Genomic DNA, 26,991 nt, shown 5'->3' on the forward strand with positions numbered 1-26,991 from the left:
GTGTCTCGCGCAGTCCCCCATCACGAGGACCTCCGGTGAAACGACTGACCTCCGCCCTCTGCGTCGCCCTGCTGGTACCGGGCACGCTCTTCGCCGCGCAGCCCGTGGCGACCCCTCCCTCCGCTCGGCAGGACCCGCTGCCTGCTCCCCAGAAGAAGGACGAGGCCGCGCGCGAAGCCGGCCGCGCCGTGGAGGTGGACCCCAACGCGCCGTCCGCCGAGCCGGGTGCGAAGGAGGACAAGGAGAAGGACGCCTGGAAGGTGGACGCTCCCGGCTTCCCCGCGAGGCAGGTGGACATCGACGTCACCGAGGGGACGTGGATGAACGTGGATGTGAGCCCGAGCGGAGACGAACTTGTCTTCGACCTCCTGGGCGACATCTACGTGTTGCCGCTGGCGGGCGGCGAGGCGCGCGCGCTCACCTCCGGCGTCGCGTGGGACATGCAGCCGCGCTTCAGCCCGGACGGCAAGTCCATCGCCTTCACCAGCGACAGGGGTGGCGGCGACAACATCTGGGTGATGAAGCGGGATGGCTCGGACGCGAAGCCGGTGACGCAGGAGAAGTTCCGCCTGCTCAACAGCCCCGCGTGGAGCCCGGACGGACAGTTCCTCATCGCGCGCAAGCACTTCACCTCACGGCGCTCGCTGGGCGCGGGTGAGGTGTGGATGTATCACCGCTCCGGCGGCGAGGGCGTGCAGCTCACCGAGCGCGCCAACGAGCAGAAGGACCTGGGCGAGCCGGTGTTCTCTCCCGACGGCCGCTACGTCTACTTCAGCCAGGACGTCACGCCGGGCAAGACGTTCGAATACAACAAGGACCCCAACGGCGAGATCTACGCCATCCAGCGGTTGGATGTGGAGACGAAGGAGATTGACCCGTTCGTCTCCGGGCCGGGTGGCTCCATCCGTCCGACGCCGTCGCGGGATGGCAAGCAACTGGCGTTCATCCGCCGGGTGCGGACGAAGTCGGTGCTCTACGTCACGGACGTGGCCTCCGGAGCGGAGCGCCCGCTGTACGACGGGCTGGACAGGGACATGCAGGAGACGTGGGCCATCCACGGCGTGTACCCGACGCTGGCGTGGACGCGGGACGACAAGGCGATTGTCTTCTGGGCGGGCGGCAATCTGCAGCGCCTGGATGTGGCGACGAAGAAGCTGACGCCCATCCCCTTCCACGTGAAGGGCACGCGGACGATTTTCGAGGCGGTGCGCTCGCCGCAGGCCGTCGCGCCGGAGCGCTTCGCCACGAAGATGCTGCGCTGGGTGCAGGTGTCTCCGAAGGGAGACCGCGTGGTGTACCAGACGCTGGGCAAGCTCTACGTGAAGGAGCTGCCGGGCGGCGCGCCGAAGCGGCTGACGAAGCAGGAGGACCACCTGGAGTTCTATCCGTCGTTCTCTCGCGACGGGCGCTCCATCGTCTACACGACGTGGGATGACGAGAAGCTGGGCGCCATCCGCGTGGTGTCCGCGACGGGCGGCGAGGGCAAGGTGGTGACGTCGAAGCCGGGCTACTACGTGGAGCCGTCACTGAGCCCGGATGGCAAATCCCTGGTGTACCGCGCCACGGGAGATGGCTACCTGATGCCGGGGCAGTGGAGCCGGGAGACGGGCCTCTTCGTGCAGCCCGCGTCGGGTGGCACACCGCGCAGGCTGGCGCGGGATGGCGAGCAGCCGCACTTCGGGGCGCGCTCGGACCGCGTGTACTTCCTGCATGTGGAGCACAAGGAGAAGGAGGACGTGCGCTCGCTGAAGAGCGTGGGCCTGGATGGCGGCGAGGAGCGCACGCACGTGACGAGCGCGGAGGCGACGGAGCTGCGCGTCTCGCCGGATGAGCGGTGGGTGGCGTTCCGGGAGAACTTCAACGCCTTCGTCACGCCCTTCCCGAAGGGCGCCAAGGCGGCGACGGTGGGGCCCGAGGCGAAGGCGCTGCCGGTGGCGAAGGTGAGCCGCGACGCGGGTGAGTACCTGCACTGGTCCGGTGACAGCAAGAGCCTGCACTGGGCGCTGGGGCCGGAGCTCTTCACGCGGGAGCTGAAGCAGTCCTTCTCCTTCGTGGACGGCGCGCCGGAGAAGCTGCCCGCGGTGCCGGAGAAGGGCGTGGACCTGTCCTTCCAGGTGAAGGCGGACGCGCCGGAGGGCACGCTGGCGCTGGTGGGCGGCCGGGTCATCACCATGAAGGGTGACGAGGTCATCGAGCAGGGCGTGGTGGTGGTGCGCGGCAACCGCATCATCGCGGTGGGGCCGGTGGGCAAGGTGCAGGTGCCCTCGGGCGCGAAGGTCGTGGACGTGAAGGGCAAGACGCTGATGCCGGGGCTGGTGGATGTGCACTGGCACGGGGCCATGGGCGTGGAAGGCCTGATGCCCGAGCAGAGCTGGGTGCAGGCGGCGTCGCTGGCCTTCGGGGTGACGACGCTGCATGACCCGTCGAACTCCTCGGAGGAGGTCTTCGCGGCCAGTGAGCTGGGCCGGGCCGGAGCGCTCATCTCTCCGCGCATCTTCTCCACGGGCACGATTCTGTATGGCGCGGCGGGGGTGGGGTACCGCACGCCGATTGAAACGCTGGACGACGCGCGCTCGCACCTGCGGCGGATGAAGGCGATGGGGGCCTTCAGCGTGAAGAGCTACAACCAGCCTCGGAGAGACCAGCGGCAGAAGGTGCTCCAGGCGGCGCGGGAGCTGAACATGCTGGTGGTGCCGGAGGGCGGCTCGCTGCTCCAGCACAACCTGACGATGGTGGTGGATGGGCACACGGGCGTGGAGCACGCGATTCCGGTGGCGCGCATCTACGCGGACGTGAAGCAGCTCTGGGGCAAGAGCGGCACGGGCTACACGCCGACGCTCGGCGTGGCGTACGGCGGCAACTGGGGCGAGAACTACTGGTACCAGAAGACGAACGTCTGGCAGGACGAGCGGCTGTTGTCCTTCGTTCCGCGCCGGGTGGTGGACTCGCGCAGCCGTCGGCGGACGATGGTGCCGGATGACGAACTCAACCACGTGGACGCGGCGAGGACGGCGCGTGAGCTGAACGACGCGGGCGTCAACGTGCAGTTGGGCGCGCATGGTCAGCGCGAGGGCCTGGCGGCGCACTGGGAGCTGTCGATGTTCGGTCAGGGCGGGATGAAGCCCTTGCAGGCGCTGCGCGCGGGGAGCCTGGGTGGCGCGCGCTACCTGGGCATGGATGGGGAATTGGGCTCGCTGGAGGAGGGCAAGCTCGCGGACCTCATCGTGCTGGACAAGAACCCGCTGGAGGACCTGATGAACAGCCGCTCGGTGCGCTTCACCATGGTGAACGGCCGCCTGTTCGACGCGGCCACGCTCAACGAGGTGGGGACGCGGCAGCGGCAGCGCGCGAAGTTCTACTTCGAGAAGGACGGCAACGAGGGTTGGAGCCCCAAGGCCACCGCGCACACGCAGACGCACGAGTGCGACTGAGCGTCGGGTGACGTGACTCGGGCTCCGGGGGCGAGCGTGTCCCTGGAGCCCGAGACCGCTCCGGCCGGAAAAGGCCACCCGCGAGCGATCCCGTGCTTTCCGTCTATTCGCGGTTTGTCGGCTTTGTCTTGAAGACAGGTGTAGTCCTTCCTAGATTGCCCGAGCACCGTCGGTGGGCACCTGGGGAGGCCGTGGAAGATGTGGGTGAACGCGCAAGGGCCAGGGGTCGCGCTGGCCATCGCCGCCCTGGGGGTGTGCGGGTGCTCGTCGCCGCAAGTGGCTGACCCCGACATCGTGCGTCCCGCGCCGGGGGCGCCGTTCCTGGACAAGCTCCCGGGGCCGATGCTGGGGCCGTTCAGCTCGCCCTCCAGCGCCCTGCTCGCGGCCTGCCGGAAGATTCTCACGAAGCCCCACTCGAGCGCGGGGGCTCGGGACCACCAGGACTTCGATATCCGGTGGCGTGTCTCCAGTGAGTACTGCGCCTGGATGTATTACACGCCGGACCAGCAATACGTCGTGAGCAAGCTGACGGACCAGTCGCGAGTCGACCCGTTGCAGCGGAGCAAGAGTTGTCTGCTCCCCTCCTGGGTGGATGACCCCCGCTATCCGCCTGACGCCATCCGATACATCTACGCCCTGCACAACCATCCCTATGGCAGCAGCCTGACGGAGAACGACATCCGGTTCATTGTCTCGGAGGGGCTCGCGCACGGCTTCGAGAGCGAGACGAAGGATGGGCGCTTGCGGCTCTCCGTCGTCGCCTTCTTCTCCCGGAACGCAGCGGAGCCTTCGTGCGACGGCTTCCACCAGTACATCCCGCTGACCGGGCAGTTGTTGAAGTGGTCTCGCAGTGGGGCGAACTGGCAGTGCGAACAGACGGGCTCGGTGCGCTGGTCGGACGCTGATACACGAACGTTCTCGGTCCAGAAAGGAAGCGCGCCGTGCGAAAGGAGCAATACACCATGAAACATCTGCTCCTTCCGCTACTGGTGCTCCTGTCGAGCTGCGTCCGGCATGCGGGCGCGCGCACCGCGAATCCGCCAGAGGACCCGTCCATCCAGTTCCCGGAGGCGCTGGGACAGGACGCCATCTCCCTGGGCGCGGAGGGACAGGCCTATGTCCTGGATGGCGCGATGCTGGGCGCGCTCTCGATTGCCGCCGAGGACCTCCTGCCGTTGGAGTCGCGCGGGCGCTCGTGCTGGAACCGGCAGGAGTCGTACCTCTATCGCGTGCTCCGACAGGGGGACGTGTTCTTCGTGAGTATCTCCGCGAACCCCTCCGCGTGCGGAGCGGAGCCCCGGATGTTGGATGGTGGCGCCGCGTACGCCATTGGAATGGATGGGCGCATCCTCCGACGCCGCTTCGACGGAGCGCAGGAGCCGTTGTCGCCGGATGCGGGCACGGAGTCCGATTCGGGAACGGAGCCTGATTCGGGCATGTCCCCGGACGCCGGTATCCCCGTGGGCGATACGACGTGGGGCAAGCCGCTCCAGCCTGTTCCCTCCTGGTGGACGGATGGCGGCACGGATGCGGGAGCGGCGCTCCGCTGAATCGGGCGTGACGGCCCCGGGGAGGCGTGTGGCCCCCGGAGCCGGTGTGCTGCCGCGAGTCAGGGGATGAGGGTCAGCGCCAGCGTCTGGAGGGCCGTGTACTGAGGAAGCCCCTCAGGGGAGGCGCAGGCATTCTCCAGGTCGGCGGTGACGAAGGTCAGGGTGCGCACGGCGGTGGCTCCCGCGTACTTGCCGGAGACGACCGTGCCAATCTGGGCTGTCTCCTTGACGGAGGAACCTCCGCTGATGACGACCTGGGTGAGCGAGAGCTGAGACGTCTCTCCGGTGTTCCAGACGATGTTCACCGTGCCGCCGCGGATGCCGAGCAGGTCATCGCAGGCGAGGCCCGGTCGGAGCGCGGCGGGGAAGTTCGTGGTGCCGGACGTCACGGGGCTGGTCAGCAGGGAGATGCAGTTGGTGAGGCTGCCGACGCCTGAGACAGACGTGTCCTGTGGGGTGTTGGTGAGGGGCGGTGAGAAGGAGATGGTCGTCGTCCCAAGCAGACATGTCACGGTGCCGAGGAGCGGCGCCTCGCTGGACTCCAGCGTGGATTCGAGCGGAGGCGTCGGTGGGGCGTCGGTGCCACAAGCAGAGAGGGTGCTGGAGACCAGGAAGAACGTCGTGAGCCACAGCCAGGATTGTCGTGCGCGCATGTCCGCCTTGGAGTTGGAGGTGGAGACACCGTAACGGTGCATCGCACGGCGGTCGCACGTGGCTTGGGGACCCTATCGGTTGTGAGTCATCGCGCTTGTACATACGTCCAACGCGCGGAGCCCGCAGCGTACCCCGCAGGGTGTTTCACGCGGTGGCGCGGGCCGCGAGCTTTCGGGACAGCAGTGCATCGAGCGAGAAGCGCCCGGGCCCGGCGGTGAGCAGCAGCACGGAGACGGCGATGTACAGCGTCGCCAGCTCCGAGGAGCCGGAGCCACCCGCGCTGCGTCCTCCCGCGCGGACGAGCCAGGTGGGCAGTCCACCGAACGGCTCACCGGGGCCCGTGGTGAGTCCCATCACGCTGAGCCGGATGAACGGGTCGCCAAAGGGAATGTGCGCGATGACGATGCCCACGAGCATCGTCACGGCGACGCCGAGCGTGGCCAGCGGTGTCGCGACTCCCACCATCCACGCCAGGCCTCCGAAGAACTCGGCGGCGGCGCCGAGGAACTGGAGCACGCCGGGCACGGGCGCGCCTTCGCCCATCCACGTGAAGGGCGTCACCATCTTCCCCGCGCCATGCAGGGCCATGAGTCCACCGGTGAGGATCCGCAGCACGAGCAGGCCGGTGGAGAGAGAGCGGTCCGCGGTGCGCGGGTCGACGAGGATGCGAGACAGGGTGTGGGTCATCGGGACTTCTCCGGGGAATCGTTTTCCAGCAGCGACAGGGCGAAGCGCAGGGAGGAGCGGACGAGCGCGGAGTCGGGCTCCGTCTTGCCCACCACGCTCATCCCCTGCACGAGCACGACGAGGTGCGCGGCCAGCTCCCGCGCGTCATGCCGTCGACTGAGGAGTCCCTGCTCCTGGGCTTCCAGGATGGCGGGCACCAGCGCGGCGGCGAGCTTGGCGAAGGATTGTCCGACCACGGCACGAACCTCGGGGTCATGCGGCGCGACCTCCGCCGCGGTGTTGGCGAGCAGGCAGCCACGCGTCCGTCCTGGCCCCGTGCAGCCCTTGCCGCGCACGCGCAGGTAGTGCTCCAGGCCGGCGCGAGGGTCGGCGCCGTGGGACAGCAGCTCTCGAATCTGCACGGCGCTCTGGTCCGCGTAGCGGCGCAGCGAGGCGAGGAACAGCGCGCGCTTGTCACCGAAGGCCGCGTAGAGGCTGCCCTTCAGGACACCTGTTCCCGTCTCGAGGTCTCGGACCGACACGGCGTGGTAGCCGGTCGTCCAGAATTGCTCGATGGCGCGGTCCAGCACCGCGTCCTCGTCGAAAGTCTTGGGTCGCCCCATGCCTGCTCCTCGCGAGACCCGAGGGGCCCGCGCGTTCTTGGACGATCGTTCAAATAATGATTGTTGGACGAGTGGTCAAGTTCAAGTGACGTGAAGGGGAACAGTCTCACGGGGGCGAAGGAGCCCACACTGGATGTGGGCGAGCCCGATAGGAGTCGACACATGTGGGTGGGTGGACCCGGAGGGGCACGGCACGAGCTGCCTGCTGCCGTGGAGGCTGGATGACCCGCGCTATCCGCCAGGGTCCTCCAGGAGGACGACGGTCCTGTACAGCGGTGTCCATGGAAGTGAGTTGTCGGAGGACGAGCTCTCCTTCCTGGCGTCGGAAGGGGAGCGCCACGGCATCGAGACCGAGCCAATCCGTGCGAGTGCGTGGCTCTCCATCACGCTCACCATCGCGAGGAATGCCAGGACGCTCTCGTGAAGTGGTGGAGTCAGCGCGGCTTCGTTGCCTGACGGTCACGGAGCGCTAGTAACTCACGTGCAACCATGCGGTCCTTGTCGCGACCCACGTGCTGCTTGATGGCGATGAGATCATCCAGACCGATGATTCGGCACGGATGCCCGTACAGCTCCATGGACACGGCTTTGGATGCCACGTCGTCATACGTGCCAACAGGCTGCGCCGTGGAGAGGATGTCGAGCCTCCCCAGGTCCGTCAGCAGGTAGAGGTTCTGGTAGGTCGCAAGCTCCGTGGGTGGCTCCGTCACAGGGCGCTTGGGAACGGCCAGGGCATAGCGAGGATGGTACGGAGCCAACGCATCGAACAGCTTCGTGAAGTTGTGCTCGGTGAATGGCGCGACGATGTCGAGGTCCAGGGTAAAGGTGGCCGACCCGTGGGCAACCGCCGCGACGCCTCCGATGATGACGAACTGAACCTGTGCATCGAGCAACAGCGTCAGAATCTCAGGAGTCCGCTGCATCGCTGCTCGCATCCTTGGGGCGGAGTGCTTCGTACAGCTCCGTCATGCGCTGTAACTGCTCGATGCGCTCCGTCGGAGTGAGCTCGAGGTTCTGTAGCAGAAGGGACACGTCCACGCCCGCATCGATGGCGGCGTCCCAGTGAGGGCCATAGCTGGGAAAAGACTGCCGGAGCAGGTCCCGCATATCCATGGCCCTACTCTAGGTCGGGAGCGTTTTGTCTGCAGCACTCCTCGACTCTCTGCTGGCCACCTCACAGGAGGACCTGGCGGGCCATTGATCAGAGGGCCCGCTTCTCTCCTCGCTGTCCGAGACGCTACTTCTTGGATGCGAGGCGCCGCCGCGCGGTGGAAGTGAAATACGAAGGACGGCCGCGCTTGTCGTGCTCAGGGCGCAGCGCCGCGGGTGTTGGTCCCGCACTTCGCTTCGAAGAGCTGGAGCCTGTCGCGCAGCTGCTTGCGGTAGGAGTCCGGGGTGGACTCGTGCAGCATGTCCAGCGCGCGACGCTGGAGTCCGAGCGCCTCCTTGCAGCGGTCCAACTGGAAGGACATCGCCGCCTGGAGCGTCAGCGCGTAGGGGTCTCCCGGTGCGAGCTCCACCGCGCGACGGGCCACGGGGAGGCCCTTCTCCGGCTGCTGGGTCTGCTGGTAGTGCGCCGCGAGGCTGGCGAGGATGCGTGAGTCGTTGGGCAGCAGCTCGGCGGCGCGCTGTCGGGCCTGCTCCAGCGCCTGGCGTTCGCTGTTCATGTCCAGGTGCTCCGCAAGCAGGTCCCAGGCGCGACCATCGTCGGGGTGTGCCTGCACCAGCGTGCGGGCGCGAGCCAGGTGCTCCTGGGGGTTCTGCTGGAGCTGCGCGGCGAGCACGGCGACGCTCACGCTGACAGGGTCCTCCTTCAGGCCCTGCTCCACCTCGGCGCGCGCCTTCTGGATTCGCTCTTCCTGGGGCCGCGCGCCAATGCCATGCAGGTGCAAGCGCCCGCGCAGAGCGTGGACGTCCGCGGAGTCCAGCTCGCGCACGGTGACGTCTCGGGGCACGGGGGGCAGGGGCAGGGTGAGGATGGCGGAGCGCCCGCTCCAGACAAACGTGCGCAGGTCCCCTCGCAGGTCCCCCGCGTCCTTGAAGGCGATGTCCCAGGCGGTGCGCGGGTCCTCGGCGCGGGCCAGCCGGGTTTGAAGCTCGTCGAAGCGCTCGGTGTGCATGTTGATGAGGTAGTGAACCCAGACCCAGGCAGAGGCGTAGTGCTGCTGCGTCTCCGCCGCGCTCATCGACTCCTTCTGGTCCCAGGCCCAGAGGTCGTCGACGTCGAGCCAGCCGTGCTGCCGCACATAGGCGAGGCTGTTCTTGTTCGCGCGGCCGAGCACGGCCTCCTGGGTGCTGACCTTGACGTGGGTGGTCTGCAGGTACTGGGCGAGCCCCTCCGCCAGCCACCGGGACTGGCGCAGCAGCACGTGCCGGCTCAGCTCATGCGCCAGCTCGTGCGTCTGCAGCTCCTGCTCGGGCCCGTCGTCCAGCACGTAGCCCTCGCCCGACATGACGAGCAGCGTGCCCTGCTGCGTCGGCGCCACGAAGCCCACGTAGTCGCCCTGGATGAACTCCTTCAGCTCGTTGGTGTTGCGCAGGAGGATGACGTCCACGGAGCCGGGGGGATTGAAGTCCGTTCCCCACGCCAGCAGCAGGGCGCGGCGGAGCTTCTCCAGCTCGAGCGCCGTCGTGGTGGCCGACTGGGGCGTCAGGTTCGTCTGGATGCGGAAGTGCTCGCTCTGGACTTCGGACCAGGTCCGCCCGCCTTCACGGGGACACAGCGCGCGGGAGCCCGCGCAGCCGGTGGAGAGCGCCAGGACCAGACTCATCAAGACAACGTGGAATTTCATGCGCGGGGTTCTGGCATGAACGCCAAGAGAAGGAGAAGAGACGCGCCGAGGGGGGACGCGTGAGTCCTCCCCGTGAAGTTCGGCATCCCCGCGGGAAGTCCCGAGGTCTCCGGCGCTACTTCTTCTCGTCGCCCGCCAGGATGCGAGGTGCCGCCGCGCGGTGGAAGCCCTCGTACGGCTTGGACGCGGAGGTCTCCTCCAACGGGAAAATCTTGGTGTTGCACGACGCGCCACCGTCAATCTTGATGACCTCGCCGGTGATGAACGCCGCCACGTCCGTGAGCAGGAACACGATGGCGCCGCTCACCTCCGCCTCCGTGGCCAGTCGCTGCAACGGCACTTCCTTCTTCAACAGCGGGATGAGCGCCTTGACGCCCTCGTCCTGGTAGCTGTCCATGCCGCTGGACGCGACCCAGCCCGGCGCCACCGCGTTGACTCGCACGCCCGTCGCCGCCCACTCCACCGCCGCCGTCTGCGTCAGGTTGAGCATGCCCATGCGCGCCGCGCCCGAGTGCCCCATCCCCGGCATCCCGCCCCACGCGTCCGCGAGCATGTTGACGATGGACCCGCCGTGGTTGCTCATCGACTGGAGATACACCTCGCGCGCCATCAGGAAGCCGCCCGTGAGGTTGGTGGCGACCACCGCCTCGAAGCCCTTCTTGGAGATGGCCGCGAGCGGTGACGGGAACTGCCCGCCCGCGTTGTTCACCAGGCCGTGGATGCGCCCGCGCGCCGCGACGATGCGTGCCACCGTGGCCTTCACGCCCTCCTCGTCACGGATGTCCACCGTCTCCAGTGAGCACTCGCCGCCGTCCTCGCGCAGCTCCGCGGCGACCTTCTCCAGCTTGTCCAGCTTGCGGCCCACCAGGACGACGTGCGCGCCGAGCGCCGCCAGCTCGTGCGCGGTGCAGCGCCCGATTCCGCTGCCGCCTCCCGTCACGACGATGTTCTGTCCCTTGAAACAACCCGGTGCGAATACAGAGCGGTAACCCATGTCGTCTCCCGAAGTGGCCCCGTGCGTGGCGAGAGGGCCCGTGGTGTCCGTGGTCGCCTCGCGGCGTCAGTCTCCCGCTTTCCGCCCGCGCCGGGAACGCAGCGCGTCCTCCAGCGTGAGCGCCCAGCGGTGGAGAATCTTCTTCCTGCGCGCGCTGTCGTCCCGCAGCAGGTTGGCGAGCCCCAGGCCCCGGATGAGGTCCAGCGTCGCCTGCACCAGCTCGCGCGTCTCCGGCTCGCGGTCATCCACGCCGAGCAGCGCCACCGTGAGCCGGTGTACCTCCCGCCCCACCTTCGCCTCCACCGGCAACAACTGCGCGCGCAGCTCCGCGTCCGCGCTCGCCGCCACCCAGAGCTGCGCTGCCGCGGCGAAGAGCGGCTGCGTGTAGAAGCCCGCCAGCATGTGCAGGATGCTCTCGGTCCGCCGCACGTCCGCTGGCAGGCGGGCCGCTCTCCGGCTGAGCTCCTCCACCTGCTGGTGCCCGACGTACTCCACCGCCGCCGCGACCAGGTCGCCTCGCGTGGGGAAGTGGTGCTGGCACGCGCCGCGAGACACGCCCGCTCGCTCGGCGATGACCGTCATCGTGGAGCCCGCCCACCCCAGCTCCGACAGGGCGCCAATGGCGGCCTCCATCAAGCGCTGCCGTGTCACGCGGCTGCGCTCCTGTTCCTGTCTGCCCGGCGGCGGTGCGTCGCTCACGAAGTCAGCTTGAAAGGCACCCTCGAAAAAAGCAAGCGCGCTTGCTTTTTTAGGCATGGGCTCCCAGACTGCCCGCATTCAGGCTGGACGTGGAGAGCGCATGAGCGAGTCCCCCCTCCGTATCGGCAATGCCTCGGGCTTCTATGGAGACCGGTTCTCGGCCGTCCGGGAGATGCTCGAAGGCGGCCAGTTGGACGTCCTCACGGGCGACTACCTGGCGGAGCTGACGATGTTGATTCTTGGCCGGGACCGGATGAAGGACCCGTCCACCGGCTACGCCAAGACGTTCCTCCGGCAGATGGAGCAGTGCCTGGGGCTCGCGCTGGACAAGAAGGTGAAGGTCGTCGTGAACGCGGGCGGGTTGAACCCGTCCGGCCTCGCGACGGCGCTGCGCGAGCTGAACGACAAGCTGGGCCTCAAGGCGCGCATCGCGCACGTGGAGGGGGATGACCTCTCCGGCAGCGCGGACGAGCTGGGCCTCGGCTCTCCCATCACCGCGAACGCGTACCTGGGCGGCTGGGGCATCGCCGAGAGCCTGCGCGCGGGCGCGGACGTCGTCGTCACCGGTCGCGTGACGGATGCCTCGCTGGTGGTGGGCCCGGCCGCCGCGCACTTCGGCTGGAAGCGGGACGACTGGGACAAGCTCGCCGGGGCCATGGTGGCCGGCCACGTCCTGGAGTGCGGCACGCAGGCGACGGGCGGCAACTACTCCTTCTTCAAGGAGCTGGATGTCCGCCGGCCCGGCTTCCCCCTGGCGGAGCTGTTCGCGGATGGCTCGTCCGTCATCTCCAAGCACGCGGGCACGGGCGGCGCGGTGACGGTGGACACGGTGCTCGCGCAGCTCCTCTATGAAATCACCGGGGCCCGGTACGCGGGGCCTGACGCGACGGCGAGGTTCGACTCCATCACCCTGGCGGCGGAGGGGAAGGACCGCGTGCGCATCTCGGGCGTGAAGGGTGAGCCGCCTCCGCCCACCGTGAAGGTCTGTCTCAACCACCTGGGTGGCTACAAGAACGAGGCGACGTTCATCCTGGTGGGGCTCGACATCGAGGAGAAGGCGGCGCTCATCCGAGGACAGATGGAAGCGGCGCTCACGCGCAAGCCGAAGGAGACGCACTGGACGTTGGTGCGCACGGACCGCGAGGACGCCGCCACGGAGGAGCAGGCCGCGGCCTTCCTGCGCGTCGTGGTGAAGGACGCGGACCAGAAGCTCGTGGGTCGCTCCTTCAGTGGCGCCGCCGTGGAGCTGGCGCTGGGCACCTATCCTGGCTTCACCATGACGGCGCCGCCGTCGGATGGCGCGCCTTACGGTGTCTACACGCCGGCCTATGTCGATGCGACGCGCGTGGAGCACGTCGCCGTCCTGCCGGATGGCGCGCGCACGGTCATCGCGCCCACGGAGCAGTCGCTGAAGCTGGCTCCTGTCGAGAAGCCCGCGTTGCCGGAGGCGCTGCCTTCGGGTCCCACGCGGCGGGCACCGCTGGGGCGCATCGTCGCGGCGCGCAGTGGGGACAAGGGCGGCACGGCGAACATTGGCGTGTGGGCGCGGACGGACGCGGCCTGGCGGTGGCTTGCGCACTTCCTCACGGCGGAGAAGCTGCGCGAGCTGCTACCGGAGACAGCGGCCTTCGCGATTGAGCGGCACGACTTCCCCCAGCTCCGAGGGGTGAACTTCGTGGTCGACGGGATTCTGGGCGAAGGCGTGTCGTCGTCGACGCGCTTCGACCCGCAGGGCAAGGCGCTGGGGGAGTGGCTTCGCTCGCGCCATGTGGACATCCCCGAGTCGCTGCTTCGTGAAGGAGAGGGTTGAGGCCGATGCCAAGAATCACATCGCGGGTGAACACGGGCTCGGAGTCGTTCCAGGCACAGCGCGCGGACATGCTCGGGCGACTCGCGGAGCTGCGGGGCGTGGAGGCGAAGGTCCGCGCCACCGAGAACAAGGCGACCGAGAAGTTCCACAAGCGCGGCCAACTGCTGCCTCGCGAGCGGCTGATGATGCTGTTGGACAGGGGCTCGCCGTTCCTGGAGCTGTCCACGCTGTGCGGGTACGGCTACCACGACGACAGTGACGGCTCGCTGGCGGGCGGCAACAGCATCGCGGGCATCGGCTACGTGTCTGGCGTGCGGTGCTTCGTCTTCGTCAACAACTCCGCCATCAAGGGTGGCACCGCGTCTCCCTGGGGTGTGCAGAAGGCGCTGCGCGGACAGGCCATCGCGCTGCAGAACAAGCTGCCCATGGTGTCGCTGGTGGAGAGCGGCGGCGCGAATCTCATGTACCAGCAGGAGATCTTCATCCCGGGCGGGGAGACCTTCTACAACCAGGCGCGGATGTCGGCGGCGGGCATCCCGCAAATCACCGTGGTCCACGGCTCCAGCACGGCGGGTGGCGCCTACCTGCCGGGCCTGTCCGATTACGTGGTGATGGTGAAGAAGAAGGCGAAGGTGTTCCTCGCGGGCCCGCCGCTGCTCAAGGCGGCGACGGGCGAGGTCGCCACCGACGAGGACCTGGGTGGCGCGGAGATGCACGCCACCGTCGCGGGCACCGCGGACTATCTGGCCGAGGACGACGCCGACGCCATTCGCATGGCGCGGGAAATCGTGTCCAAGCTCGGCTGGAACGAGCGACTGGCGGCGGCCGCGCCCACGCTCTACGAGGAGCCGCGCTACTCGCCGGACGAGCTGTGTGGCGCCATCCCGGCGGACTACCGCAAGCCCTACGACTGCCGCGAAATCATCGCGCGCTTCGTGGACGGCTCCGACTTCACGGGCTTCAAGGACGCCTATGACGCGCACACCGTCTGCGGGTGGGCGAACCTCTTCGGCGCGCCCATTGGCATCATTGGCAACAACGGCCCCATCAGCCCGAAGGGCGCGACGAAGGCGGCGCAGTTCATCCAGCTCTGCTGCCAGTCGGGCACGCCCATCGTCTACCTCCAGAACACCACGGGGTATCTGGTGGGGACGCAGCCGGAGCAGGGCGGCATCGTCAAGCACGGCTCGAAGATGATTCAGGCGGTGGCGAACGCCACGGTGCCGCAGGTGACGCTGCTGGTGGGCGGTTCGTTCGGCGCGGGCAACTATGGAATGTGCGGCCGTCCGTTCCATCCGCGCTTCATCTTCGCGTGGCCCAACGCGCGCACGGCCGTCATGGGCGGCGAGCAGGCGGCGAAGGTGATGTCGATTGTCTTCGGCGAGAAGCTCGCGCGCGGCGGTGAGGTGGTGGACGAGGAGGCCATCCGCGCCTTCACCCAGCCCATCGTCGACCAGTTCGACAAGGAGTCGCACCCCTTCAACGCCTCGGCGCGGTTGTTCGACGACGGCATCATCGACCCGCGCGATACGCGACGGGTGCTCGGGTTCGTCCTGTCCATCTGCCGCGAGGCGGGGCGACGCGAGGTCAATCCCAACAGCTTCGGAGTCGCACGCCTGTGAGAGGAGCGAACGGGATGGAGCGTTTCAGCAAGGTCCTCGTCGCGAACCGGGGCGAAATCGCCGTGCGGGTGATTCGCACGTGCAAGCGGCTGGGCTATCGGACGGTGGCGGTGTTCTCCGAGGCGGACCGGGGCGCGCAGCATGTACTCGCGGCGGACGAGGCGGTGCCGATTGGAGCGTCGCCCGCGAAGGAGTCCTACCTCGTCATCGACAAGCTCATCGGCGCGGCGAAGGCGTCGGGGGCCCAGGCGATTCATCCAGGCTACGGCTTCCTCTCCGAGAACGCGGCCTTCTCGCGCGCGTGCAAGGAGGCGGGGCTCGTCTTCATCGGCCCGGACGCCGAGGCCATCACCCTGATGGGCAACAAGCGTCAGGCGAAGCTGCGGATGATTGCCGCCGGCGTGCCGTGCATTCCCGGCTACGAGGCATCGGATGCGGACGACGAGGCGCTGGCGGTGGAGGGCGAGCGCATCGGCTTCCCGCTGATGGTGAAGGCGGCGGCCGGTGGTGGTGGGCGCGGCATGCGACTGGTGCACGAGGCGTCGCAGCTCCGCGCCGCGCTGCGCGGGGCACGCTCGGAGTCCACCAACGCCTTTGGCAGTGGTGAGCTCATCCTGGAGCGGGCCGTCATCAACGCGCGGCACGTGGAGATTCAGGTCTTCGCGGACGAGCACGGCAACGTGGTGCACCTGGGTGAGCGCGACTGCTCGGTGCAGCGCCGTCACCAGAAGATTGTTGAGGAGAGCCCGTCCCCCGCCGTCAGCGCGGAGCTGCGAGAGCGGATGGGACAGGTGGCCGTCACCGCGGCCCAGGCGATTGCCTACAAGGGCGCGGGCACCATCGAGTTCCTCCTCGCGCCGAGCGGCGAGTTCTACTTCATGGAGATGAACACCCGTCTCCAGGTGGAGCACCCCGTCACCGAGGAGATTACCGGCCTGGACCTGGTGGAGTGGCAGCTCCGCGTGGCCTCGGGCGAGGTGCTGCCGCGCGAGCAGAAGGACATCACGTGGAAGGGGCACGCCATCGAGGTGCGCCTGTGCGCCGAGGACCCGGCGAAACAATACGCACCGCAGGCGGGGAGGCTGTTGACGTGGCGGCTGCCCTCGCGCGAGGGCGTGCGAATCGACCATGGCGTGCGCGAGGGGCAGGACATTCCGCCCTTCTACGACTCCATGCAGGCGAAGGTGATTGCGTACGGCTCGGACCGGGAGCAGGCGCGGCGGCGACTGGTGGAGGCGCTGCACGAGCTCACCGTATTCGGTGTCACCACGAACAAGGCCCTGCTGCTCCACGTGCTGCAGGACGGGACATTCCGCTCCGGCGTCTACGACACGGGCTTCATCGGGAAGCACGCGGACGGCGCGACGCTGGCGCGGCTGTACGAGACGACTCCCCGTGAGCGGGCGCTGGCGGCGACGGCCCTCTTCCACGATGAGGCGCAGGTCCTCGCGAAGAGGAGCGGGCTGGATGGCTCGCTGGTGAACTGGAACACCGCGTACACGCATCCGGTGGCGATGACGCTGGAGGACCGGAGCGGTGAGTCGAAGGTCTCCGTGCGGCCGGTGTCTCCGTCGCGGTACGAGGTGAGCGCGGGCGGCGAGTCGTTCGAAGTCGGCGTGTTGGGGTTGGCGGACAGCGTGTTCGACTACTCCGTTGCCGGGGCGCGAGGCCGTGCGCGCTATCTCCGGAGCGGGGACTCGCTCTGGTTGGATTTGGGCGTCGGGGCACGCCGCCTCACGGACGTGACGTTTCGTCCGGCGAAGTCGTCGGAGGGGGCGGGCACAGGCCGACTGCTCGCGCCGATGGACGGACGCATCCTGCGCGTGGATGCGAAGCCGGGCGACGTGGTGAAGCCGGGTGACGTCCTCCTCGTGCTGGAGGCGATGAAGATGGAGTTCCAGCTCGCGGCGGACATTCCTGGCGTCGTCGAGGCGGTGAATGCCTCGGTGGGCGGACAGGTGTCCGCGAAGCAGTTGCTCGTGGTGCTCACGCCGGAGGCGAAGCCGAAGGAGCCGCCGGCCTGAAGGTGCGGGCAACATCGCGCCCCGCATATCGCTTGTCCCGGAGTGCGTGGGGAATGTCCGTGACGGGACTCCCACCTGTTCTGGGGTCCATGACGTTCGTGGACTGATGAGCAGGTGCGGGCGCCCCGCGGGACGGTGCGACCTTCCGGTTTCGGAACGAGGTGCTTTCTCTTGGGGCCATCGTCGTCAGGAGACGGTGGACCCGGAGTCGTGACGTGGACCCCTCGGAAGCGCGTGAGAAACTGTCGCTGTACTGCCCCATCTCCCCGGAGCTCCATCCTCGCGCGGAGGAGGTGGAGGCGCGGAGCGTGGAGTGGATGACGCGTCAGGGCATCTACCCCGATGAGCAGGAGCGGCTGCGCCTCTCCCGGATTCGTGTGGGGGAATTCGTCGCGCGCATCATGCCTTCAGGCACGGAGGCATCGCTCCAGGCCGCCGCCGACTTCGTCATGTGGCTCTTCGCGTTCGATGACGCCTTCTGCGACGAGGGCCGCTTCGGACAGCGGCCTCACGGGATGGCTGTGTATGCCGGTTGGTTGGGGCATCTGCTGGACTCGCCCCACGCGGAGGTGCTTCCCGACGACCCGTATGCCCAAAGCCTGCGGGACTTGCGGCTGCGGATGGAGGTCCATGCGAGCCCGGTGCAACTGCGTCGCTGGTCCGACGCGGTCCGCTCCTATCTGTACTCGCAGGTCTGGGAGGCGGCCAACCGAGACGACCAGCGCGTCTGCGACGTCGACAGCTACACGGTGCTCAGGCTCTACAGCGGCGCGGCGATGGTGTGTCCCACGCTCATCGACATCGTCAACCAGCACGAGGTGTCCACCGAGGAGCTGGCGCGTCCCCTGGTGCGCGCGGCGGGCGAGGTGGCGGGGACGATTGTCGTCTGGGACAACGACCTCATCTCCCACGGGAAGGAATCGCGCCGTGGCGAGGACCAGCACAACCTCCTCTCGGTGTTGATGCACGAGCGCGGCTGCTCGATGGAGGAGGCCACTCGCGAGGCGGTGAGGATGCGGGACGCGGTGATGGCGCTGTTCCTGCGATTGCTGGCGCAGGGACAGTCCAGTGCGAGTCTGGAACTGTCGATGTACCTGAAGGGGCTGGGGAACTTCGTGCGCGCGAACATCGACTGGAGCAACCGGTCCGGTCGCTACTTCGAGCGAGAGGTGCGCTCCTCCGCGGAAGGCGTCGTGGCGCTCGAGATGCCTCTCGTGGACGTCACGACGCTGGAGCCGCTGCCCGTTCGCTCGATTCAGTGGTGGTGGGGCTGTGTGTCGTCGGAGGGCTGAGCGTTGTTTCGGCTCAGTCCGAGCACGGCGAGTCCCACGAGGCACAGGGCCGCGCCCGACGCGCATACGCCCGCCCAGCCCCAGTGGGTCCACGCGGTGGTGCCCAGCCAGGAGCCGCCCGCGCCGCCCGCGAAGTACGTCACCATGTAGAGGGTGTTGAGGCGGCTGCGAGCCTCCGGGCGCAGGGCGTAGACGCGCGTCTGGTTGGAGATGTGGTTGCCCTGGGCGCCCAGGTCGAGCAGCACGACACCCAGCGCGATGCCCCACAGCCATTGGCCCAGCGGCCACATCAGCACGAAGGACAGGAGCAGCACGCCGATGGCCAGCATGTTGATGCGCCGTCCCCCGTGCGAGTCCGCGTAGCGGCCCACGAGGGGGGCGATCAACGCGCCCACGACGCCGACGACTCCGAAGAGACCGGCGACCTGGGGTCCGTAGTGCTGGGGGAGGCTCTGGAGGTACAGGGCGAGCGTGGACCAGAAGACGCTGAAGGCGCCGAAGGTGAGCGCGCCGAGGACGGAGTGGATGCGCAGCACGGGCTCGGTGCGAGCCAGATGGACCAGCGAGCGCATCAGCTCCGGGTAGGGCATGGCGGCCACGGCCGGCTGCGAGGGAAGGGTGAAGCGCAGCAGCAGCGCGAGCAGGAGCATCATCCCGGCGGCGATCCAGAACATGGAGCGCCAGCCCAGGTGGGTGCCCACGAAGCCGGCGGCGGTGCGCGACAGGAGGATGCCGATGAGCAGGCCGCTCATGACGGTTCCGACGACACGGCCGCGCTGTGCGGCGGGGGCCAGGTGCGCGGCGAAGGGCACGAGGAGCTGCGGGACGATGGTGGTGGCGCCCACGATGAAGCTGGCGAGCACGAGCCACGGAAGGGTGGGCGCGAGCGCGACGCCGACGAGGGCCAGGCTCACCAGCGCGGACATGGTGACGATGACGCGCCGTCGCTCCAGGCTGTCACCGAGCGGGACGATGAGCAGCATGCCCGCCGCATAGCCGACCTGGGTCAGCGTGGGCACGAGGCCGAGCGAGCTGCCGGAGGCGTTCAGCTCCCTGCCGATGTCTCCGAGCAGGGGCTGGTTGTAATAGAGGTTCGCGGCGGTGGCGCCGGAGGCGGCGGCCATGAGCCACACCAGCCCGGAGCTGAGGGTGGTGTGAGACGGTTCCGAGGGTGCTCGTGTCGACATGGGAGGCGCGGCGCACTCTCTTCCTGGAGTGCGCTCAGGTCCAGCGGCGTGTGAGGCGCGTCACGCCTGCTTGCTGGTGGGCGCGGAGTGCGTGGGAGCGCCGCGCGCGTGGATGCCGTGAGGTGGAGGGGGTTCCTGGAGTGCGCCCGGGTTCAACAGCACGTGAGGCTCTAGTCAGCCTGTTTGTCCTGGTGGTCGAGGGGAAAGCGGGAGCACCGCACGCGTGGAAGCCGCGAGGTAGATGGGTGCGAGGGAAGTAACGCCGGGCCAGGGAGTGCGCAGGGGTTCTCGTGGAGGACAGGTGTGAGGTCGGGCTCCACGAGTGCGGGTCGGTGTAGGCTTCCGGGTATGGCTGGAGTCACCACCGCGCCGGAGCGTCTGCCCGTCATCGACATGTCCCCGCTGTTCGACGCGTCCCCTTCCGAGGCACGGAAGCGGGTGGCGCGTGAAATCGAGCAGGCGTGTCGTGACACCGGCTTCTTCTATGTCTCCGGCCACGGGGTCTCGGACGAGGTTCTCGCGCGGCTGGAGGATGAGAGTCACCGTTTCTTCGCGCTGCCGCGTGAGGCGAAGGAGGCCATCGCCATGGCGCACGGCGGGCCTGCGTGGCGTGGCTGGTTCCCGCTGGGAGGCGAGCTGACGTCGGGGAAGCCGGACCGCAAGGAAGGGCTCTATCTGGGCACGGAGCTGGGGCCCGAGCATCCTCGAGTGAGGGCGGGCTGGCCGCTGCACGGTGCGAATCTGTGGCCGCCGGAGGTGCCGGGGCTGCGCGCGGTGGTGCTCGACTACATGGCCAGTGTGACGCGCGCGGCGCATGCGTTGATGGAGGGCGTGGCGGAGAGCCTGGGACTGGAGCGGGACTACTTCCACCGGACGTACACGGCGGACCCCACGGTGCTGTTCCGTGTCTTCCACTACCCCGCGGAGCCGGAGCCCGCGGATGGCGAAGAGCGCTGGGGCGTGGGGGAGCACACGGACTATGGGTTGCTGACGTTGCTCGCGCAGGACTCGAATGGTGGGCTGCAGGTGAAGTCGCGACGCGGGTGGGTGGAGGCGCCGCCGCTGCAGGGGACGCTGGTGTGCAACATCGGCGACATGCTCGACCGGCTGACGGGTGGTTGGTATCGCTCCACGCCGCATCGGGTGAAGAACGTGAGTGGGCGAGACAGGCTCTCGTTCCCGCTCTTCTTCGACCCGGACTTCGCGGCGGAGGTCCAGCCGCTGCCGAATGTGGCTTCGGCGGATGTGGACGAGGACCGGGCTCGGCGTTGGGACGGAGCGAGCGTCCACGCGTTCGAGGGCACCTACGGGGACTATCTGCTGGGGAAGGTGTCGAAGGTGTTCCCGCAGCTCGTGCGGCGGGTGTTGTAGTTCACGCGTGGCGTCGAGGCGAAAGCCCCTCGCCTCGACCTCACCGCGCGCCGCGACGAGCGGACCCTCGGGCCCGCCGCGCGTCCGCGTCGCTCAGCTCCCGCTTGTCGCCGGTGCTTCCGTGCGCGGCAACAGACGACCACCCAGCATGGTGATGCGCCGAGCCGCCAGTCGCTCACGCGCCTCGGGCTGGATGTCCTGCGGCGTCCACTTCAGGTCGTGGTCGAACTCCACGTGCACCGACTCGACGCCCTCCTGACCCGTGAGGCGCTGCTCGATTTCCCGCATGAAGTACGCCGCCATCATGCACATGGGAGACGTGATGTGCAGCCGCACCGTCACCTTGCCATCGCGGTGCTCCACGCTCTGGATGAGCCCCATCTCTCCAATGCCCAGCGGCACGCCCGTCGCCAGGCTGCACGGGTCCGGAATCGACTGGATGCGCTCGCGCAGCGCCGCTTCCATCGTCACGGCCGCGCCTCCTGCTGGTAGCTGTAGGGCTTGATGTCGCCCCTGGCGCGCTTGCGCGAGAACGCATCGTTCTCGATGCGCTTCTTCACCGCCTCGATGTCCACCCCGGCGTAGCGCGCGTAGTTGTCGCAGAGAATCATCCGCTTCACCTCCGGCGTCACCTGCATGCCCGCCATCTGCACCAGCTCCTCGGGCAGTTGGAAGTCGTGCCAGAACTTGTGCAGCGCCGGCTGCGGGTGGCTGAACACCGTCCCGGAGCCCCACATGATTTTCGACGGGCCCGCCCACTTGAGCAGCGCGGCCAGCGACTCCGCGAACCAGCGCTCCCGCTTCACCAGCAACGCGCCCGTCACCTCCAGGTTGACGTACACGTTGGGGAACAGCGACAGCTGCATGCCCGTCTCGTCCAGGAACGCCATGCCGCCGTGGACGATTTCGAAGTTCAGGTCCGGGAACGCATCCGCCGCGCCGCCGATGTCGTCGACCTTGTACGGCTCCAGCGGCACCGCCCCCATCGGCAGGCCCTTGTGCACCGCGATGTTCTTGATGCCCAGCTTGCGCGCCCGCTCGAACAGGGGGAACGCGATGCTCGGGTCATCCATCCGCCAGCCGGTGTGCTTGAACGAGTCTCCCAGCCACGCGGCCGGATAGAGCTTCAGGCCCGTGGGCTTGAGCTCCTCCGCCTGCCGCTCCAGGTCCTCCAGCGCCGCCGTGCCCCGCAGCGGGTCCACGCCCGCGTAGACGAGGAAGCGGTCCGGGAAGCGCCGCTTGATGTCCACCGTCTTCTCGTACGAACACAGCCCATCCGTGTAGAGCGTCTGGAGCGGCAGCACGTGGTGCACCGCCAGGTCGATGTCGCTCTCCACGAAGAGGATGTGCGCCAGCTCGTCCACGGACCAGTCCTTCATGAACTGGTCGGCCTGCGGGACGCGGTGCGAGTCGTTGGACAACCCGCTGTGCAGTCCGAAGATGAGCTGTGCCAGGGACTCGGCGTACTTCCCCGCGCGCCAGTTGGACGGGTGCAGGTTGTACGCATGCGTAACCGCATCGATGACGAAACCGCCGCCAATCACCAGGAACTCCCTTCGGATGCGCACCGGGAAATCCGGCGCGGTGAAGTCTCACTCATTCGTGGCAAGCCCGGCGACGTCAGGCGTCGACCGCCAGCACTTCTCCGACGATTTGTTGAATCATCTGCGCATCGAAGGGCTTCTCGATGCGCGGGTTCGGAATGCGCTCCAGGAACTGGCGCGCCCGGGTGGTGTACGAGCCACCGGTGATGAAGATGAAGCGCAGGCTCAGCCCGGGCTCCCGCTCCCGCACCCGCTCGTAGACATCCATGCCGGTGATGCCCGGCATCATCAGGTCACAGAAGATGGCGTCGAACGGGCCGCCGGAGGTCAGCTTCGTCAGCGCCTCCTCGCCACTTCCCACCACCGTCACCTGGTGCCGCTTTCCGATGATGCGCGCCAGTGAGCGGCCCACCGCGGGCTCGTCGTCAATCACCAGCAGCCGGCCGCTGCGCTCCGAGGACGGCGCGGCCACGGAAGGCACCTCGCGAGGCGCCGCGTCCGCGGGCGCGGGTGGCAGCTGCACCGTGAACGTGGTTCCTCGCCCCGGCTCGCTGCGCACGGTGATTTCACCGCCCAGCCCCTGGATGATGCCGTGGCAGATCGACAGCCCCAGCCCCGTGCCCGAGCCCACCGCCTTCGTCGTGAAGAACGGGTCGAAGATGCGCGCGAGCACGCTGGGTGGCATGCCGGAGCCGGTGTCGCTCACGTCCACCGCCACGCCGCCATTCACACCGGGGCGAACCCAGAGCGTCACCTGCTGGTTCGCCGGGTCTCCCTCGGGGATGGCCTGCGCCGCGTTCACGACGAGGTTGAGGAAGACCTGCCCCAGCCGGGACGCATCCGCGTGGACGAGCGGCACGTCCTCGTAGCGCTTGACGATTTGGGCTCGGGGCTTCAGCTCGCTGGAGGCCAGCTTGAGGGAGAACTCCAGCGACTCCCTCACGTCCAGCAGCTCCCGCCGCTCCTCCTCCTGGCGGGAGATGTACTTCAAGTCCCGGACGATGTTGCGCACGCGCGTGGCGCCCTCGAGCGCCTCCTTGAGCAGCTCCCCGGTGTCCTTCAGGGACACGGACCAGCCCGGCGCGAGCGCCCCATCCGGCAGCATCCGCCCCAGCTCCCCACCCAGCCGCACCATGGACTCCATGGCCGACTCCAGATTGGCCATGACGTAGGTGAGCGGGTTGTTGATTTCGTGCCCCACGCCCGCCGCCAGCGTGCCGGCGAGCACCATGCGGTCCGACTGGAGGAGCTGGGCCTGCATGCGCTTGCGCTCGGTGATGTCGCGCGCCATGACGACCACCGCGCCCACGCCGTCGAAGTCGACGGGCAGGCCCGCGCTCTCCGCGTCGAACCAGGTGCCGTCGCGGCGCATGTACCGAATCTCGCGCAGCGGAGCCAGCTCACCCCGGGCCACCACGGCGTGCACGCGCTGGCGCACCACGTCCAGGTCATCCGGGTGGACGATGGTCCAGATGGGCCGGCCCATCAGCTCGCTGGCGTGGTCGTACCTCAGCGCGCGCAGCAGCGTCGGGTTGACGTAGATGAAGCGCTGGTCCCGGTGGACGAAGATGGCCTCGGGCGCCGTCTCGATGAGCTTGCGGAAGCTCTGCTCGGAGCGGTGCAACGCCTCCTCCGTGCGCTTGCGCTCGGTGACGTCCTCGAAGGCGAACAACCGGTAGCGCGACTCGTCGCCGCTGGCGCCCATGGGCGTGGAGAGCCGACGCAGCATCCGGCCGTTGGCGAGCACCGCCTCGTCCCCGTGCAGCGGCGGCGGGGCGTCCGACTCCGTGGTGGTGGGGTTGAGGCGCAGGAAGGCCGCGGCCTCACCCGCGCGCAGGCAGTGGCCCAGCACGTCCTCGTGGGAGACCTGGCCCTTGCGCATCGCGCCTTCCAGCGACTCGATGCCCCACAGCTGGCAGAAGCGGTGGTTGGCGTAGAGGACGGTGCCGGAGCGGACCTCCACCACGTACAGACCCAGCGGCAGGCTGTCGCTCATCGCCCACGGTGGCACCGGGCCATTCGCCTCCGCGACGGCGCCGCGCTCCTTGTCGAGCGCGGGAGGCGACTCCAGCCTTCGCACCGTGCAGTACAGCGGCCCACCCGCCGCGGAGCAGGCCGCGCTCCACACGAGCCACGCCCACGTGCCGTCCCGACACCGCCACCGACAGGAGAAGCGCATGGTGCCCGTGGTCCGCGCCAGCGACTCCAGCCGCGCCTCCACCGCCGAGAGGTCCTCCGGGTGGATGAAGCCCCGGGAGCCTTCGAGTCGCAGCTCCGTGGGAGACCAACCCACCGTCACGTTCCAGGCCGGATTGGCTTCCAGAATCCGACCCTGCGCGCCCAGCACCACGAACAACTCGGTGGAGAGCTCGAAGAAGCGGTGAGCCCACTGCTCCATCAACATTGCGTTCCTTCAACGCCCAGGGGCGCGAGACGCCACGGCCCTGAGGGGAGGGGGCCGTACGTCGCTTGGTGCATGACGGGGATAAACGAGTCTTCACTGACATAGACACCATTTCAGGAAAAAATGCATGTCCGTAATTCGTTGGGCCGGGCGCGCGGACGTGTGCCCGGGTGCTGGGCAACCACGGAGCCGAGCGGTGACGGCGCGTGCCAATTCCTGTCGCATTGTCGAAGCGCTGTTCAGGTTGCCAAGGGGGGTGCGAATCCACCGCAGGCTGGGTGCGCAGGGCTTCAGTGCGCACCACGTCTGTCTTCCAGGACGGCAACCCATATCCACCACGTCAGGGAAGGGTGGAGGTTTGGGCAGACGTCGTGGGGCGGAGGCGCGCGTCCGGATGGCAGGCTTTGATATCCCCCGCCAGCCCAGAACACACTTCCACACCCGCTTTTTGTCAGCGGTGCTGTAAAAGTGAACCTTCACCCGGGAAATTATGTCCGCTTGTACGCTGAGTGAGGTACCGGGCTTGACGTCGTTGAGAATGATCTTCAACATGCCCGCCACGTTTCCTCCCAAAGAGTGAGACGCAGCGGCGGTAATCGCCTCCCCCAAAAGCGATATCGCCGTATGAAGTCCCAGTTGAGCCCCGCGCGCCGCGTTCCCCCTCTCGGCGCGCGGTGGCCCCTGGGATTCCCGGCAAGCTCCTCGAAATCACCAGGCAGGCACGCCTCGCTCGCACCCCGCGTGGAGCGCATCTCGCTTGCGAGCCCCCAGGGCCGGGCGGAGAGTGGGCGCCTCTTTCGGAGGTCCTCTTGCCCGTCTCCACGTTCATCCTGTCTTCATCCCTCGCGTTGCAACTCGTCGCGGGGGCCGCGCCGGTTGCCACGAAGTCCGCGCCCACGAAGCCCGCCCAGACGGCGAAGGCTTTCACGCCGCCCCTGGCCGTCGCGGAGAAGCTGGTGGGGCCCGCGCTGACGGAAGGCCATTCCTATGCGCGGCTCGCGGAGCTGACGGATGGGATTGGACCGCGCCTGTCGGGCTCCGAGGGCGCGGCGGCCGCGGTGCAGTGGGCGCTGCGGAGCTTCAAGGCGGACGGCGTGAAGGCGTGGACGGAGCCCGTGAAGGTGCCGCGCTGGGTGCGAGGGGAGGAGCGGGGTGAGGTGCTCGCGTCCGAGCGCACGCGTGGCCATCCGCTGTTCCTGCTCGCGCTGGGCGGCAGTCCTCCCACCGCGCCGGAGGGGCTCACGGCGGAGGTGGTGGAGGTGACGTCGCTGGAGTCGCTCGCCGCGCTGGGCGACGGGGTGAAGGGGAAGATTGTCTTCTTCAATCACACGATGTCGGTGGCCGCGGACTACGGCCGCTTCGCCGGGTTGCGTGGCCGAGGCCCCGCGCTGGCGGCGAAGGCGGGCGCGGCCGGAGCGCTGGTGCGCTCGCTGGCGACGGCGTCCCTGCGCACGCCGCACACGGGGTCCACGCGCTTCGAGGACGAGGGCCCGCGCATCCCCGCGGCGTCCATCACGACGGAGGACGCGGATCTGCTGCACCGCCAGCTCGAGAAGGGAGCGGTGCGCGTGAAGCTGGTGCTGGGGTGCTCGGAGCTGCCGGACGCGGACTCGCACAACGTCGTCGCGGAGATTCGGGGCCGGGAGAAGCCGCAGGAAATCGTGCTCATCAGCGCGCACCTGGACTCGTGGGACGTGGGCACGGGAGCGCATGACGATGGCGCGGGGGTGGTGATGGTGATGGAGGCCGCGCGGCTCATCGCGAAGTTGCCGCAGGCGCCTCGGCGCACGGTGCGGGTGGTGCTCTACATGAACGAGGAGAACGGGCTGCGCGGTGGGCGCGCGTACGCGGAGGCGCACGCGGCGGAGCTGTCCCGGCACGTGGCGGCCATGGAGATGGACGCGGGCGGTGGGCGTCCGGTGGGCGTGAGCCTGCGCGCGGGCGCGGGTGGGCAGGAATTGCTCAAGCCCTGGCTGTCGCCGCTAGTGGCGCTGGGCGCGGCCAACTTCTCCGCACGTGAGGCGGGGGGCGCGGACATCAGCCCGCTCTTGCCGGCGCGGGTGCCGTTCTTCGGCGTGGAGGTGGACTCCAGCCGCTACTTCGACGTGCACCACACGCATGCGGACACGCTGGACAAGGTGGACCCGCAGGACCTGGCGCGCAGCACCGCCGCCACCGCGTGGGTGACGTACGCCCTGGCCGAGTCCCCGGACACGCTCGTCCGCCCGGAGGCGCCCGCCGCGCCGCCCGGCTCGGCGCCCGTGGCCGCTCCCCAGAAGGCCAGCGCGGGGCACTGAGCAGGGGCCTCGCGGTTCGCTGCGGGTGGAA

Annotated in this window: 21 protein-coding genes; 9 read left to right on the forward strand and 12 right to left on the reverse strand. The window is 68.6% G+C overall.

The window, feature by feature from the left end; all coding sequences use genetic code 11:
• Positions 1-35 precede the first annotated feature (35 nt).
• From HR086_RS05850 to HR086_RS05860, 3 genes are all read left to right on the forward strand, one after another.
• Entirely contained in the window at positions 36-3,431 is a 3,396-nt protein-coding gene (locus tag HR086_RS05850; RefSeq protein ID WP_174465081.1) for an amidohydrolase family protein, read from the forward strand.
• Between the two features lie 204 nt (positions 3,432-3,635).
• Positions 3,636-4,397, forward strand: coding sequence for a hypothetical protein (locus tag HR086_RS05855; protein WP_371817282.1), 762 nt, complete (start codon positions 3,636-3,638; stop codon positions 4,395-4,397).
• Positions 4,394-4,981, forward strand: coding sequence for a hypothetical protein (locus HR086_RS05860; protein WP_174465082.1), 588 nt, complete (start codon positions 4,394-4,396; stop codon positions 4,979-4,981). Before HR086_RS05855 ends, HR086_RS05860 begins: the two co-directional genes overlap by 4 nt.
• 59 nt (positions 4,982-5,040) lie before the next feature.
• Here HR086_RS05860 and HR086_RS05865 read toward each other — a convergent pair whose 3' ends face one another.
• The 8 genes from HR086_RS05865 to HR086_RS05900 form a co-directional block, all read right to left on the reverse strand.
• Positions 5,041-5,634: a hypothetical protein gene (locus tag HR086_RS05865; protein WP_174456028.1), complete on the reverse strand. Its 594-nt coding sequence runs from the start codon at positions 5,632-5,634 to the stop codon at positions 5,041-5,043.
• Positions 5,635-5,779: 145 nt separating this feature from the next.
• Positions 5,780-6,322 carry a DoxX family protein gene (locus HR086_RS05870; RefSeq protein WP_174456027.1) on the reverse strand — a complete coding sequence of 181 codons (543 nt, stop codon included), beginning with the start codon at positions 6,320-6,322 and terminating at the stop codon, positions 5,780-5,782.
• Entirely contained in the window at positions 6,319-6,924 is a 606-nt protein-coding gene (locus HR086_RS05875; RefSeq protein ID WP_174456026.1) for a TetR/AcrR family transcriptional regulator, read from the reverse strand. The genes HR086_RS05870 and HR086_RS05875 overlap by 4 nt, the downstream gene beginning before the upstream one ends.
• Positions 6,925-7,358: 434 nt before the next feature.
• Positions 7,359-7,847, reverse strand: coding sequence for a hypothetical protein (locus HR086_RS05880; RefSeq protein ID WP_141643945.1), 489 nt, complete (start codon positions 7,845-7,847; stop codon positions 7,359-7,361).
• The gene (locus HR086_RS05885; protein WP_141643946.1) at positions 7,831-8,037 is read right to left on the reverse strand and encodes a hypothetical protein; all 207 of its coding nucleotides are present in this window, start codon (positions 8,035-8,037) and stop codon (positions 7,831-7,833) included. Before HR086_RS05885 ends, HR086_RS05880 begins: the two co-directional genes overlap by 17 nt.
• A gap of 194 nt (positions 8,038-8,231) precedes the next feature.
• On the reverse strand, positions 8,232-9,716 hold the full coding sequence (locus HR086_RS05890) for a DUF1570 domain-containing protein (RefSeq protein ID WP_174456024.1): 1,485 nt from the start codon (positions 9,714-9,716) through the stop codon (positions 8,232-8,234).
• A gap of 115 nt (positions 9,717-9,831) precedes the next feature.
• Positions 9,832-10,710, reverse strand: a complete 879-nt coding sequence (locus tag HR086_RS05895; RefSeq protein ID WP_141643948.1) for an SDR family oxidoreductase — start codon at positions 10,708-10,710, stop codon at positions 9,832-9,834.
• A 66-nt stretch (positions 10,711-10,776) separates the two neighbouring features.
• The gene (locus HR086_RS05900) at positions 10,777-11,343 is read right to left on the reverse strand and encodes a TetR/AcrR family transcriptional regulator (RefSeq protein WP_217439456.1); all 567 of its coding nucleotides are present in this window, start codon (positions 11,341-11,343) and stop codon (positions 10,777-10,779) included.
• A gap of 166 nt (positions 11,344-11,509) precedes the next feature.
• On the opposite strand from HR086_RS05900, the gene HR086_RS05905 reads away from it, so the two are divergent.
• The 4 genes from HR086_RS05905 to HR086_RS05920 all read left to right on the forward strand — a co-directional run bounded on the left by HR086_RS05905 (position 11,510) and on the right by HR086_RS05920 (position 18,157).
• Complete coding sequence (locus HR086_RS05905; RefSeq protein WP_174460303.1) at positions 11,510-13,219, forward strand: acyclic terpene utilization AtuA family protein; 1,710 nt, start codon at positions 11,510-11,512, stop codon at positions 13,217-13,219.
• 5 nt (positions 13,220-13,224) lie between these two features.
• A complete protein-coding gene (locus HR086_RS05910) occupies positions 13,225-14,841 on the forward strand; it encodes an acyl-CoA carboxylase subunit beta (protein ID WP_141643951.1) in 1,617 nt (538 codons plus the stop codon).
• A 14-nt stretch (positions 14,842-14,855) separates the two neighbouring features.
• On the forward strand, positions 14,856-16,865 hold the full coding sequence (locus HR086_RS05915) for an acetyl-CoA carboxylase biotin carboxylase subunit (protein ID WP_174465083.1): 2,010 nt from the start codon (positions 14,856-14,858) through the stop codon (positions 16,863-16,865).
• 215 nt (positions 16,866-17,080) lie between these two features.
• The gene (locus HR086_RS05920; RefSeq protein ID WP_174465084.1) at positions 17,081-18,157 is read left to right on the forward strand and encodes a terpene synthase; all 1,077 of its coding nucleotides are present in this window, start codon (positions 17,081-17,083) and stop codon (positions 18,155-18,157) included.
• On the opposite strand, the gene HR086_RS05925 is transcribed toward HR086_RS05920, so the two are convergent.
• Positions 18,121-19,281 (reverse strand): MFS transporter, encoded by a 1,161-nt coding sequence (locus HR086_RS05925; RefSeq protein WP_371823429.1) that lies wholly within the window; start codon positions 19,279-19,281, stop codon positions 18,121-18,123. The genes HR086_RS05920 and HR086_RS05925 overlap by 37 nt on opposite strands.
• Positions 19,282-19,692: 411 nt before the next feature.
• On the opposite strand from HR086_RS05925, the gene HR086_RS05930 reads away from it, so the two are divergent.
• On the forward strand, positions 19,693-20,715 hold the full coding sequence (locus HR086_RS05930) for an isopenicillin N synthase family oxygenase (RefSeq protein ID WP_174456020.1): 1,023 nt from the start codon (positions 19,693-19,695) through the stop codon (positions 20,713-20,715).
• Positions 20,716-20,808: 93 nt separating this feature from the next.
• On the opposite strand, the gene HR086_RS05935 is transcribed toward HR086_RS05930, so the two are convergent.
• The 3 genes from HR086_RS05935 to HR086_RS05945 are packed head-to-tail and all read right to left on the reverse strand — an operon-like array spanning position 20,809 to position 24,657.
• Complete coding sequence (locus tag HR086_RS05935) at positions 20,809-21,180, reverse strand: metal-sulfur cluster assembly factor (protein ID WP_141643972.1); 372 nt, start codon at positions 21,178-21,180, stop codon at positions 20,809-20,811.
• Positions 21,181-21,182: 2 nt separating this feature from the next.
• Positions 21,183-22,283 (reverse strand): amidohydrolase family protein, encoded by a 1,101-nt coding sequence (locus tag HR086_RS05940; RefSeq protein WP_371745667.1) that lies wholly within the window; start codon positions 22,281-22,283, stop codon positions 21,183-21,185.
• A gap of 52 nt (positions 22,284-22,335) precedes the next feature.
• Entirely contained in the window at positions 22,336-24,657 is a 2,322-nt protein-coding gene (locus HR086_RS05945; RefSeq protein ID WP_254626203.1) for a PAS domain S-box protein, read from the reverse strand.
• Between the two features lie 815 nt (positions 24,658-25,472).
• Between HR086_RS05945 and HR086_RS05950 the strand changes: the two genes are divergently transcribed.
• Positions 25,473-26,960 (forward strand): M20/M25/M40 family metallo-hydrolase, encoded by a 1,488-nt coding sequence (locus HR086_RS05950; RefSeq protein ID WP_174465086.1) that lies wholly within the window; start codon positions 25,473-25,475, stop codon positions 26,958-26,960.
• Positions 26,961-26,991 lie beyond the last annotated feature (31 nt).

The sequence above is a fragment of the Myxococcus sp. CA039A genome (assembly GCF_013336645.1).
GTDB classification, from domain to species: Bacteria; Myxococcota; Myxococcia; order Myxococcales; family Myxococcaceae; genus Myxococcus; species Myxococcus llanfairpwllgwyngyllgogerychwyrndrobwllllantysiliogogogochensis.